Raw genomic sequence first — 11,860 nt, 5'->3', positions numbered from 1 at the left:
CTAGACTTGTTTTATTCGTTTCTTATGTAAGCTTGTGAGATTGCTATTTTAATTCATTGTTTGATCTCATATTAGCTAGGAAAACGCTGTGATGAATAAGTCTGTCAAAACTATAGATAAAGAAGTTAGCTTTGGTATAAGCGAAGAGCTCGTTTCAGTTACCGATACTAATGGCGTTATTACTTATGCAAACGAAGCATTTTGCAGAGTTGCCGGTTATGAACTTGCAGAGTTAGTTGGGCAGCATCACAATATCGTAAGGCATCCCGATATGCCAAAAGAAGCTTTTGCTGACCTATGGCAAATGCTGAAATCACGTAAACCTTGGCGCGGGGCTGTTAAAAATAGATGTAAAGACGGTCGCTATTACTGGGTTGACGCTTTCGTTACGCCAGTATACGAAAATAATGAGTTAACGGGCTATCAATCAGTTCGTACCGTTCTTGCCTCTGAGTATCGTGACAATGCCGTTAGAGTTTATCAACAACTAAATCAAGGCAAGCACAAAGCAGATCATTTTTTGCTGAACTTTCCTCTTAGGCATGGAGTTTCTATTGCATTAAGCGTACTAATGGCAAGCTTGAGCATTGTACATCCGGCCTTTGCATTTTCTCTTATCTTTTTGCCTTATCTGATGTTTAGTAATGAGCTAATTACAATAGGTAGAAATGCAAATTTGTCACGCAAATCTTATGGCAGTATTTCAAGATACGTGTATAGCGGAAGAGGCAGTGCTAGTGTCAGTGATTTCGCCATAAAAATATTAGAAGGTAAAGTGAAAACGATACTAGGGCGCGTATCAGATAGCACAAAAGTATTATCACAACGGGTTATCACATTAAAAGATGCTAGTGCGAATGCCAAACAAGGGGTCTCAAACGAGGTTGCCGAACTAATGCAAGTGAGTGCAGCAATGGAAGAAATGTCTGCATCTGTCGCTGAAGTCGCTAACAACGCAGCACATACCTCCGCTAAAGTGGATTCTGTACACGATGACTGCCGTGCAGCTACCGACGCCATGACCATTACAATGCAAAGAGTGTCAAAACTAGCGACTGATGTTGCTGATTCAGCTGCCACCGCAAATAACCTCGTTGCAGAATCAGAGCGAATTGGTAGCGTTATGCAAGAAATACAAGGCATTGCAGATCAGACGAATTTACTTGCCTTAAACGCGGCTATTGAAGCGGCGAGAGCAGGAGAGCAAGGTCGCGGATTTTCTGTTGTTGCCGATGAAGTGCGCGCGCTATCAAGTCGCACACACAAGGCGACTGAACAAATACAAACATCGGTAGGAGAAATCCAATCAACGCTTCTAACATGGTCAGCGTCAATGACCAAAGGTAAAGAAGCTGCAGAAGAATGTATTAAAGACACCCAAACGACCCAAGATCTTGTTTTCAAAGTGTATAACGATGTGTCAGTAATGGCAGACCTTAGTACACAAATATCGGTGGCATCGAATGAACAAAGCACCGTATCTCGAGAAGTTTCACAAAGTGTCAATAGTATTAATGATGCAGCCAATAAAAACTTAGCACAAAGTGAATTAGTCGATAGAGAATCAAATGTTATTGACGAGCGAGCAAAAGCATTGCAATCATTAACCAAAGCCTTTGCAAGTGCATAGCCGGTAGCAAACGCAAAGTAAAAAACACCAATAATAAAACAAAGTGGCGAATTGCCTTTAGCTAGGAAAATAAATGTGCCGCACATAACATTTTAAAGCGGCCGATGCTTTGTTGTAACAACACAATTATTATATACTCTGGTATTGAAAGAGTTTTACTTAATTGAAAGGTAGTGCCATGCTTGTTGTTGTTTCACCAGCCAAAAATCTCGATTTTTCTTCTTCTCTCCCTGCATTTTTAAATGACAAAAATGACACCGCACTCGCAACAAGCGAGCCGGCGTTTATGGCGAATGTAAAAGCCCTGGTTAAAACGTGCAAGAAGCTCAGCCCCGCTGACCTTAGTAGCATGATGAAAATTAGCGACAAGCTTGCTATTTTAAATGCTGAGCGTTTTTCCAGCTTCGAGTTTCCCTTTACCGAGGAAAATTCTCGTCCCGCAATGTTTGCATTCAACGGCGATGTCTATACCGGTTTAGATGCAAAAACCCTTGATGAAAACGCTGTGAAGTTTGCCCAATCCCATTTACGCATTTTATCAGGTTTGTATGGCACGCTTAGGCCTTTAGATCTAATGCAAGCATACCGCTTAGAAATGGGCATAAAGCTCAAGGTAGGCAAAGCTGACAATCTTTACCAATACTGGGATGATAAGATTACCAAGGAACTCAACAAAGCGATAAAAGCACAAGGTGATAAAGTCTTAATCAATTTGGCTTCAAATGAATATTTCTCTTCGGTTAAGATTAAAGACCTTAAGGCTGACGTGATTACGCCGCAGTTTAAAGATGAGAAAAACGGTAAATTTAAAGTCATCAGCTTTTATGCTAAAAAAGCAAGAGGTTTGATGGCCCGCTATATCATCGAAAATCAAATAGAGAATATCGATGAACTTAAGCAGTTTGATGTGGATGGCTATGCTTTTGACGAGGCCGAATCTAGCGCCAACACTTTGGTGTTTAAACGCTCAGAGCAATGAGCTTAGTAGCATCTGGTCGAATAAGCGGGAACGCTTATTCGACATACATGGTTTGCTGAAACTTCAAATTTTGTGTACTGCGACCCTGCTTAATATCAATATCAAAGCGCAAAACTTCTTTGTCTGAAAACGCGACGCTAGCCAAATAATAGATCGCATCACCTTCTTTCACTTGTTTAAAGTTTAAGGTTTTGTTGGTGCCTAAAAGGTTACGGGCAGTCCCGCTTATCTCGACTTCTTGGGCTTGCTTGGTGATTTTATCGAGCACAGATATATTAACTAAGGCATTTTTACTGCTGCGTTCAATTTTGTTCACGCGCGCAATTTCGGGCGTTAAAAAAGTACTGGTTAGCGCGATATAGTGCACTTCCCAGTCGCCTAGGGTCTTTTTAATTTCTGCGTTTGCCTGTGTAGTTACACCCACTAATAATAGTAAGCCTGCACACCATAGCGCTAGATTTTTCATGTTGTCCTCTTTTAATAAAAAGTAATAGCTTTAGCTTTTATACCTCAAAGACTATACAAAAGGACCAAAAGCGGTACTGAAAACGTTAATCACGAACTGCAGTAAAAGTAAAAATACCAATACAGACAAATCTAAGCCACCCATTGCCGGCAATATTTTGCGAATAGGGCGAAGCAAGGGTTCGGTTAACTGTCCCATCACCATTTCTACTGGATGATGACCTTGGCTTACCCAGCTCAATAACGCGCGGATAATCAAAATAATGAAAATTAACCAAAGTACCTGATATATAAGATTAAAAATAGAAAAGATAAAGGCATTAAACAAAGGTGGCAAACTACCTTGAGAGATAAGTGCGTAGGTCAGAATCTTTGCAAATGCAATAAGAATGGCAAACACCAGTGTGGCTGTATCTAATGGGCCAATAGAGGGAATAACGCGGCGCAGGGGCCCTACAACCGGTTGTGTTGCTTTTACTGTAAATTGACTAAATGGATTATAAAAATCCGCTCTGGCGAGTTGTAGCCAAATTCGAATCACAACCACCATCAAATAAATATTGAATAATGACATTACAAGGGTTAACACGGGAGAAACCATTCTTATTTTCCTATTAAAACTGTTCAGACATTTCTTTGGCTCGCGCGACAGCTGCTTGCATTGCACGGGCAAATACTTTATCAATATTGTCTTGTTGAAGGCTTTCTACTGCTTTTGCAGTGGTGCCGCCCTTAGATGTTACTTGGGACCTAAGTTCAGATAATTCAAGTTCCGATTGCTTTTGCATTAGCGTAGCACTGCCTAACATGGCTTGTTCTACCAACATGCGAGCACTGTCTTTATCTATTCCCATATCAACGGCAGCTTGTTGCATAACTTCAGCAATTAAAAAGAAATAAGCAGGACTTGAGCCCGCAGCGGCAATAACGGTGTTGATATCATCTTCGTTATTTACCACCAGCGTTTTACCAACGCTTTGCATGATTTGTTCTACTAGCGCCACATCTTCGGTGCTTATATCTTGGCCGGCATATATACCAGACATGCCTAAGCCGATGGCTGAAGGTGTATTTGGCATGACTCTTACAATCTTAGCTTGTGGAGCTAAAAAGTCGCTTAAACGGCTTAAGGTCAAGCCTGCCGCAATAGATACAAATAAGGTATTTGGGTTTTGTATCTTGATGTCTTTACATACCGACGCCATCAGCTGAGGTTTAACTGCAAGCATGACCACATCGGCAAAATCGATGGCTTGTTGATTATCTTGCGTAGTACGAATACCTAAGCTCTCGTTAAGTGCGTCGAGTTTTCCAGCGCTTGGGTTACTCGCCATAATATTTGATGGCGCATACCCTTTTTCGACCATGCCTGAAATGATGGCTTTGCTCATATTTCCGGCACCAATAAAACTAATTTTTTTGTGTTTTCCAAGTTGTCTCCTGTTTTCGATTAGGTTCACTATCTGCGCTAGTCGCGCTTACCAAAAATAGCCGTTCCAACTCTGACCATTGTACTACCACATTCTACCGCAATATTTAGATCATCGCTCATGCCCATGGATAAAGTATCGATATTGTCGAAGTTTTGAGCACATTGTGCAAATAAAGCCTGCATTTTACCAAAACTGTCTCTTCGTTCAGTATCACTCACGCCTGCTTTGGGTATAGTCATTAAGCCTCTACAGCGTATACGGTCCAGTGATTGTAATTGCTCTATAAAATCGAGCACATCGCTTTGTGCAATGCCGGCTTTGTTTTCTTCGTTGTCGATATTGACCTGAACGCAAACATTTAGCGGTTTTTGATGGACACTTCTTTGCTCATTCAAACGTTTAGCAATTTTGATGCGTTCTAGAGAATGCATCCAATCGAAATATTCTGCGATAAATTTACTTTTGTTTGACTGTAATGGGCCGATAAAGTGCCAAGAGATGTCTGAATATTCAGTCATGACTTGTATTTTGTCGACCGCCTCTTGCACGTAATTTTCACCAAAGTGCCGTTGCCCGCATTCATACGCAGATATTATATCTGATACGGGTTTCGTTTTACTTACTGCAAGCAATTGAATAAGGTTTGGGTCGCGTTTATAGGCATGTGCTGCCTGCTCAATTTGCGAATTAATAAGCGCGATGTTTGCCGCTATTTTATTTGTGCTTTGTGTAGAGTCAGTCGCCATTACATTCATATTTACTTATTGTTGGAGTTAGCCCTTGGATATTAACGAATTACTAGCCTTTAGTGTTCAAAATAAAGCATCAGATTTACATTTAAGCGCAGGATTGCCACCCATCATTCGTGTCGATGGTGAAATGCGGCGCCTGAATGTGCCTGACCTTGACCATAAAATGGTTAATGCCCTCATTTACGATATTATGAACGACAAACAGCGTAAAGAATACGAAGAAAAGCTAGAAGTCGATTTTTCTTTTGAAATTGAGAACTTGTCACGCTTTCGCGTTAATGCCTTTATGCAAAACAGAGGTGCGGCGGCTGTCATGAGGACGATTCCCAGTGACATTCTCACTCTAGATCAGTTAGGTGCGCCTGAAATATTCAAAAAAATAATAGACCAACCTACCGGCATTGTTTTGGTAACCGGTGCAACAGGTTCGGGTAAGTCAACGACACTAGCGGCGATGGTCGACCACATAAATGCGCACAAACGAGAGCATATTTTAACCATTGAAGATCCTATCGAATTTGTTCATCAAAATAAAATGTGTGTATTAAACCAACGTGAAGTGCATCGTGATACGCACAGTTTTAATAATGCCTTGCGCTCTGCCTTACGGGAAGACCCTGATGTTATTCTCGTTGGTGAGTTGCGTGATTTAGAAACCATCCGTTTGGCGATATCCGCCGCTGAAACCGGTCATCTTGTTTTTGGCACCTTGCACACTAACTCAGCACCTAAAACGATTGATAGAATTATTGATGTTTTCCCTGCTGAAGAAAAGTCTATGATTCGGTCTATGTTGTCAGAATCACTGCGTGCAGTTATTTCACAAACTTTACTGAAAAAAACCGGTGGCGGGCGTGTGGCGGCTCACGAAATTATGATTGGGGTTCCAGCTATACGAAACCTTATACGCGAAGATAAAGTGCCGCAAATGTACTCGGTTATCCAGACCGGCCAAGCGCACGGTATGCAGACGATGGAGCAATGCTTGCAAAAACTCGTAGCTCAAGGGGTAATAAGCCCTCATGACGCTGCGAGCAAGTCTATTGATAAACCTTCAACACCTGGATACTAAGGACTGCCACTATGATGACTCTTGACCAATGCTTAGCCGATATGGTTGCCCACGACGCTTCTGATTTATTTGTGACTGTTGGCATGCCCGTAAGCGCAAAAATTAACGGTAAACTAGAGCCACTGACCAGCATTGGCTTGAGTGAGCAAGACTCGCTTGACCTAGTACATCAGAGTATGACTGAGGCGCAAAAGCTAGCTTTTGCAAATGAAAAAGAATGTAATTTCGCAATCGCCCGAGATGACATTGGGCGCTTTCGTTGCAGTGCGTTTTGGCAACGAGACCAAGCGGGAATGGTTATTAGGCGCATTGTCACCGAAATACCTAAAGCAGAAGACTTAGGCCTTCCTGCCGTACTAAAAGACATTATTATGGCCAAAAAGGGTTTAGTACTGTTTGTAGGTGGGACGGGAACGGGTAAGTCTACTTCGCTCGCTGCGCTAATCGGGCACAGAAATTTACATTCTCATGGCCATATTCTAACCATTGAAGACCCAATCGAATTTGTCCATGAACATCAAAATTGTGTAGTAACGCAAAGAGAGGTGGGCATTGACACGCATTCGTTTGACGATGCGCTTAAAAGTTCGTTGCGCCAAGCACCTGATGTGATTTTAATTGGTGAAATACGCTCTATGGAAACCATGGAATATGCTATGTCATTCGCCGATACCGGCCATTTATGTGTGGCTACCTTGCACGCAAACAATGCTAACCAAGCGATTGAACGTATCATGCATTTAGCACCTCCTGGTAGTCACGCAAAGCTGCGTTTCGATTTGAGTCAAAATATTCGCGCGATTGTTGCTCAGCAACTCGTGCCGACAGTTGATGGTAGTGGTCGTGTTGCTGCAATTGAGATACTATTAAATACGCCTTTAATCAAAGATCTTATTCAACGCAATGAAATTGGCGGTTTGAAAGAAGCAATGATGAAAGGCAAAGAACAAGGCATGCAAACCTTCGATATGGCTTTGTTTGACCTATACCAACAAAACTTAATCACCAAAGAACAAGCTATGCACAATGCTGACTCTCCAAATGATTTACGTCTTATGATTAAATTAGAGTCGAAAGAAGACGCCGGCTCCCTTGGTTCTTTGGCAAGCGTATCAATAGATATGGACAACTAAACTCACTGTGAGAATAAGATGGAAATTAGGCAAGCTAGCGCCCAAGACTTCGATGCTATATGGCCAATATTCCATGAAATAGTAAAAGCAGGAGAGACTTACGCATTCGCGACAAACACAAGTAAAGAAGAAGCGTTCCGAATCTGGATGTCTACTCCTAGCGCCACCTATGTCGTTGTAGATGAAAATCAAATCTTAGCGACTTACTATATAAAAACCAATCAAGCGGGGCCTGGCGAGCATGTGTGCAACTGCGGCTATATGGTCTCTTCTTTGGCTAGAGGCAAAGGTTTAGCGACCTTAATGTGCGAGCACTCACAAAAAGTTGCTAAAGAGCTTAACTACAAAGCAATGCAGTTTAACTTTGTAGCATCAAGCAATATAGGCGCGATCAGGCTATGGGAACGACTTGGTTTTGATATTGTAGGACGTCTACCAAAAGCCTTTAAGCACCCACAAGATGGCTTTATCGACGCGCTCTTAATGTACAAATGGCTTGAAGATATAGTGAATCCCTAGCCAAGATTATCGCCCTCGCTGTTTTCTAATTAGCACAAAAATCTGATAGTGTTTTAATAAACATCAACCTATAAGTATGGATGGTAGTTAATACAATGACACTCGCTAGAGGCGACAAGTACGAAAACAATTGCTGTGAGTTATCTCATTCGCTTACTAGGCAGCAGGAGCGACAAATGCGGCGGTTCAAATCATCAGGTCACTCTCACTCAATAAGTTGACAGCACCGCGTTGAGTGACCAACGCTTGTGTTAACCGTTGTTGAAAACAGCACTAGCAATAGTAATGCATATGCATTACTATTGTCATGTCAAATAAATTGAGGACAAACAAATGCCACAATTACCATTGCAAACAGAATCAACTTTAACTGATCGTTATCAAACCACGGTGCCCAGCGTTGTGCGCAAGGCGCTGCACTTAGGTAAGAAAGATAAGATTAAATTTACAGTAGAATCGAATGGCAGTGTCACCTTATCGCGTGCCGAACAAAGTAAAGAAGACCCTGCATTGAATGCTTTTTTATCATTTCTTGGTAAAGATATTCAACATCATCCTGAGCGGATTCAGTTTCTAAGCGCGGCTTTGAAGAGCAAAGTCGATAACTTGATAAGCGGTGTTGAAATTGATTTAGATGCGCAACTTTGTGATGAAGACGAATAACCTTGGGTAAGCCACTACCTGTTATTGTCAATGGATGGACCTTATTTGCTCACCCTCTGTTTGTTGAGCAATACGAGGCGCTTACCGACAAAGTTGAAAAACTCAAGGCAAAAGAACCGACAGGTTTCACAAAGAAAAACGCCACAAAAAGATTGGCCGCTATACACAAGTTGGCATTTGAATTAATCCCGCAAGACCCGACAAAACCAGAATATCGACAAGGGACAACTTTAGGTGACAACAACAAACATTGGTTTAGAGCCAAGTTTTTTCAGCAATACCGATTATTTTTTCGATATCACCAAGCGTCTAAAATCATAGTCTATGCTTGGGTAAATGACGAAAAGACCTTACGCTCATACGAAAGTAAAAACGATGCTTATAAAGTGTTTAGTAAAATGCTAGCATCTGGTAATCCCCCAGACGATTGGGGCGCTCTTTTAAAATCTGCCTCTTCGTTAACGTCTACTGCAAAGTAATTTGATTTATACCTAAGCAGGAAGGCTGGATCGTAAAATCGATTTCTGTATATGCTGGCACTATACTATGATCCAGTCTTTTAAGTGACCCCATATGTTCGAAACAATCCTTATCGCTTTACTGATCTAGACGGTAGGAAAGATATGCAAGCCGTTTATGCAATGCATATGAAACTTGCAAAGGAGAGAGGAGTAAGTCAAGAAGACCATTTCAAAAAAGTAGGTACAGAACAAATCAAAGCCATGAATGATGTTCTGAATCCAGGAAAGAAGGTCGGTTTATTAATTGTCGGGGCCGCAAGTGGGGGCGACTATTTATTGAATGATGAAAGTCAGATAGACGTTACCATTGGTTTAAACACAACAAACGGCGCCGAAAAAATGCCTAACTTTACAAAGACGATTTAGGAGTAAAAAGCGGAAATTTCTTAAAGGATATGCTTTTAAAGGTAACAAACGCTGCTATTGGAAAAACTACTTCAGCTTTAGCTGAACCAATAGAAGATGTTGTAGACAAACAATTAGAAGAAAATGAACAAGTGCAAGAGGATTAGATTATATGAATAAGCTCAAATATTATTTTTCTGGTTTAGAACGCTTAAAACATTCTCTAGAAGTTTTCTATATTCTGATACTGTCGTGCACATTCCTATTTGTGATGGCTTTTAGTTCGGGCTCCATGTCATCTGAAACGGGCATGCTGGAAAAACTGGGTGGTTCTTGGCATTGTCAGTTTGATATCGAATCTGACAAAAAATTCAAATTCGAAAGTGAATACTCATTGTCATTTGACATTGAGAATAGTTTATCTTTTACTGAGACAACTATGAGATTGATCGATAAAAACACAGGTCTTAGGTCAAGTTCGCATAATTCAAGCAAATACAAATTTACACTAAACAATGGTGTTCTAGTGTCAACCCAACTGAGTTCAAATACTATCGCAATAACTGACCCTTTCAATACTCTTGATTCAGAAACTCTTGAACTATTCGATTTAGAACTGAAAATATTAAAATACAGCGTTGAATTTCCAAACTCTCAATCTTTAGTTTTGACAAAGCAAGATAAACAAATGAACGTTATTTCTTGTTTACGTTGAATCAGAATAACTAGTCGAGAGAACTATTATACATGTAGCATTGATTAAACTTCTTTCCGAATCAAGGGGTCAAGTTCGAATCAGAATCAAGGGGTCAAATCAAGGGGTCATGTTCGTTGAAAAAACAGGAGTCAATATGAGTTTAAAAATATGGGCTGAGCGCATTGGAAACGGCCAATTTGTCGGAAGCTGAATTAGGGTAGTTAAAATGGAAAAGTTCTACAGTGACTATAATCAAGTTAAAACACGTCAAGTTAAGGCCATGCTTGAAGAAGCCAATATTCCTTGTTTTATGAAAAACGAATTTATACAAGGTGCGAGCGGCGAAATACCACCTCATGAAACTCTGCCAGAAGTCTGGTTGATAGACGGTCAGTGGCGACCTAAGGCTCAGCAACTGCTCGATGAATTAGAAAAGCAATTAACTAGCAACAGTGATGTTGATTGGCAGTGTAGCAAGTGCGATGAAGTGAATGAAGGTCAGTTTATGATTTGCTGGAAATGTCAGCAAGAAAAGCCCGCTGTAAGCTAAAGAGTATTTTGCTGTAAGTTGGGCAGTTTTAGTCAGCAAATACCCAGCTTTCATAGATTAATACGGCTGAAACGCTGTCCACTTTGCCTTTACTGAGCTTTTTAAATCCACCCAGCTCAAATAACTTTGCTTTTGCATCTACAGTTGACAGGCGCTCGTCATGCAAGAATACAGGTAAGTTATATTTGTGTTTAAGTCTACCGACAAAACGTTTTACGTTAGCAGTAATGGGTTGTTCTGTACCGTCCATATTCAGCGGTAATCCAACGAGCAAGGCGTCGGGCTGCCACTGAGTAATTAGCTTAGCTAAATTGTCCCAATTAGGAATGCCATCTTGGGCTCTAATCGCAGGTAGTGGCGACGCGGTGCTTGTGATAGCTTGCCCAATCGCCAGCCCAATGCTTTTCATGCCAAAATCAAAGGCAATAACACTGCGAATGTTTGCTTTTTCATCAAAACTATTCATCGACTTTTCGCTATGAGGGCAGGTAAGTACACAGCTTTTAACATGCTAATGATCATGCATGGCCTGCTTCTTGGGTTAATTGCCAAACGTCTACACCAAGTTTATTGACGGCGGCTTGCCATTTCTTGTGAATGGGTGTTTCAAACAAAATCTCATTGTCTGCTTCAATGGTTAACCACGCGTTATCTTGGATTTCTTGTTCGAGTTGCCCTGCACCCCAACCGGCATAACCTAAGGCAACGAGGGACTTTTCAGGGCCATTTTCTTTACCTAATGCGCTCAAAATGTCTTTTGAGGTAGTAAGCATAATATCTGAGCTAACGTTTACCGATGAGTTATAAGCGCCTTGGGTCGAATGAACGATAAAGCCCCGGTCGGGATGAACTGGGCCGCCGCAAACCACTAGCTTTTCGTACGCATCCTCGCTCATTTCTGCACTGGCATCGGTCATGTTAATCAACTCCTTAAACGTAAGAGTTGATGGTTGATTAATCACAATGCCCATTGCACCTTCGCTATTATGCTCAATAATATAAGTTACCGACCGCGAAAAGTATTGGTCAGTCAATATTGGCATAGCAATCAAAAAATGATTCTGCAAACTATGAATGGTTTTAATTTGTGACATGGCGCAA

Annotated in this window: 16 protein-coding genes and 1 pseudogene; 11 read left to right on the top strand and 6 right to left on the bottom strand. The window is 41.2% G+C overall.

Going from position 1 to position 11,860, the window contains the following annotated elements:
* The first annotated feature begins 91 nt into the window (after nt 1-91).
* Together AC0L6H_RS20570 and yaaA are read left to right on the top strand one after the other, a co-directional pair.
* Nucleotides 92-1,630 carry a methyl-accepting chemotaxis protein gene (locus AC0L6H_RS20570; RefSeq protein WP_473394611.1) on the top strand — a complete coding sequence of 513 codons (1,539 nt, stop codon included), beginning with the start codon at nt 92-94 and terminating at the stop codon, nt 1,628-1,630.
* Between the two features lie 178 nt (nt 1,631-1,808).
* Nucleotides 1,809-2,609, top strand: a complete 801-nt coding sequence (yaaA, locus tag AC0L6H_RS20565; protein WP_473391231.1) for a peroxide stress protein YaaA — start codon at nt 1,809-1,811, stop codon at nt 2,607-2,609.
* 34 nt (nt 2,610-2,643) lie between these two features.
* Here yaaA and AC0L6H_RS20560 read toward each other — a convergent pair whose 3' ends face one another.
* The 4 genes from AC0L6H_RS20560 to AC0L6H_RS20545 are packed head-to-tail and all read right to left on the bottom strand — an operon-like array spanning nt 2,644 to nt 5,253.
* Complete coding sequence (locus AC0L6H_RS20560; RefSeq protein ID WP_473391230.1) at nt 2,644-3,075, bottom strand: DUF4426 domain-containing protein; 432 nt, start codon at nt 3,073-3,075, stop codon at nt 2,644-2,646.
* A gap of 51 nt (nt 3,076-3,126) precedes the next feature.
* Nucleotides 3,127-3,675 (bottom strand): YggT family protein, encoded by a 549-nt coding sequence (locus AC0L6H_RS20555; protein WP_473391228.1) that lies wholly within the window; start codon nt 3,673-3,675, stop codon nt 3,127-3,129.
* 13 nt (nt 3,676-3,688) lie between these two features.
* The gene (gene proC / locus AC0L6H_RS20550; protein WP_473394610.1) at nt 3,689-4,525 is read right to left on the bottom strand and encodes a pyrroline-5-carboxylate reductase; all 837 of its coding nucleotides are present in this window, start codon (nt 4,523-4,525) and stop codon (nt 3,689-3,691) included.
* A 17-nt stretch (nt 4,526-4,542) separates the two neighbouring features.
* Nucleotides 4,543-5,253 carry a YggS family pyridoxal phosphate-dependent enzyme gene (locus AC0L6H_RS20545; RefSeq protein WP_473391227.1) on the bottom strand — a complete coding sequence of 237 codons (711 nt, stop codon included), beginning with the start codon at nt 5,251-5,253 and terminating at the stop codon, nt 4,543-4,545.
* A gap of 34 nt (nt 5,254-5,287) precedes the next feature.
* Between AC0L6H_RS20545 and AC0L6H_RS20540 the strand changes: the two genes are divergently transcribed.
* The 9 genes and pseudogenes from AC0L6H_RS20540 to AC0L6H_RS20500 all read left to right on the top strand — a co-directional run bounded on the left by AC0L6H_RS20540 (nt 5,288) and on the right by AC0L6H_RS20500 (nt 10,759).
* Entirely contained in the window at nt 5,288-6,331 is a 1,044-nt protein-coding gene (locus AC0L6H_RS20540; RefSeq protein ID WP_473391226.1) for a type IV pilus twitching motility protein PilT, read from the top strand.
* 11 nt (nt 6,332-6,342) lie between these two features.
* Complete coding sequence (locus AC0L6H_RS20535; protein WP_473391224.1) at nt 6,343-7,464, top strand: PilT/PilU family type 4a pilus ATPase; 1,122 nt, start codon at nt 6,343-6,345, stop codon at nt 7,462-7,464.
* A gap of 18 nt (nt 7,465-7,482) precedes the next feature.
* Nucleotides 7,483-7,983, top strand: a complete 501-nt coding sequence (locus AC0L6H_RS20530; RefSeq protein ID WP_473391223.1) for a GNAT family N-acetyltransferase — start codon at nt 7,483-7,485, stop codon at nt 7,981-7,983.
* Between the two features lie 116 nt (nt 7,984-8,099).
* Nucleotides 8,100-8,189, top strand: a pseudogene (locus AC0L6H_RS20525) (IS6 family transposase); the annotation flags it as partial.
* A gap of 127 nt (nt 8,190-8,316) precedes the next feature.
* Nucleotides 8,317-8,646 carry a type II toxin-antitoxin system PrlF family antitoxin gene (locus AC0L6H_RS20520; protein ID WP_473391221.1) on the top strand — a complete coding sequence of 110 codons (330 nt, stop codon included), beginning with the start codon at nt 8,317-8,319 and terminating at the stop codon, nt 8,644-8,646.
* A 2-nt stretch (nt 8,647-8,648) separates the two neighbouring features.
* Nucleotides 8,649-9,125 carry a type II toxin-antitoxin system YhaV family toxin gene (locus tag AC0L6H_RS20515; RefSeq protein WP_473391220.1) on the top strand — a complete coding sequence of 159 codons (477 nt, stop codon included), beginning with the start codon at nt 8,649-8,651 and terminating at the stop codon, nt 9,123-9,125.
* Between the two features lie 144 nt (nt 9,126-9,269).
* Complete coding sequence (locus tag AC0L6H_RS20510) at nt 9,270-9,533, top strand: hypothetical protein (RefSeq protein WP_473391219.1); 264 nt, start codon at nt 9,270-9,272, stop codon at nt 9,531-9,533.
* 151 nt (nt 9,534-9,684) lie between these two features.
* The gene (locus AC0L6H_RS20505) at nt 9,685-10,227 is read left to right on the top strand and encodes a hypothetical protein (protein ID WP_473391217.1); all 543 of its coding nucleotides are present in this window, start codon (nt 9,685-9,687) and stop codon (nt 10,225-10,227) included.
* A gap of 208 nt (nt 10,228-10,435) precedes the next feature.
* On the top strand, nt 10,436-10,759 hold the full coding sequence (locus AC0L6H_RS20500) for a putative signal transducing protein (protein ID WP_473391216.1): 324 nt from the start codon (nt 10,436-10,438) through the stop codon (nt 10,757-10,759).
* Nucleotides 10,760-10,787: 28 nt separating this feature from the next.
* On the opposite strand, the gene ruvX is transcribed toward AC0L6H_RS20500, so the two are convergent.
* Both ruvX and AC0L6H_RS20490 read right to left on the bottom strand, forming a co-directional pair.
* Nucleotides 10,788-11,225 (bottom strand): Holliday junction resolvase RuvX, encoded by a 438-nt coding sequence (gene ruvX, locus AC0L6H_RS20495; RefSeq protein ID WP_473391215.1) that lies wholly within the window; start codon nt 11,223-11,225, stop codon nt 10,788-10,790.
* Nucleotides 11,226-11,277: 52 nt separating this feature from the next.
* Nucleotides 11,278-11,853, bottom strand: coding sequence for a YqgE/AlgH family protein (locus tag AC0L6H_RS20490; RefSeq protein ID WP_473391214.1), 576 nt, complete (start codon nt 11,851-11,853; stop codon nt 11,278-11,280).
* Nucleotides 11,854-11,860 lie beyond the last annotated feature (7 nt).

Source organism: Glaciecola sp. G7-5, assembly GCF_055808975.1.
This window is presented reverse-complemented; position numbering and strand designations above follow the sequence as displayed.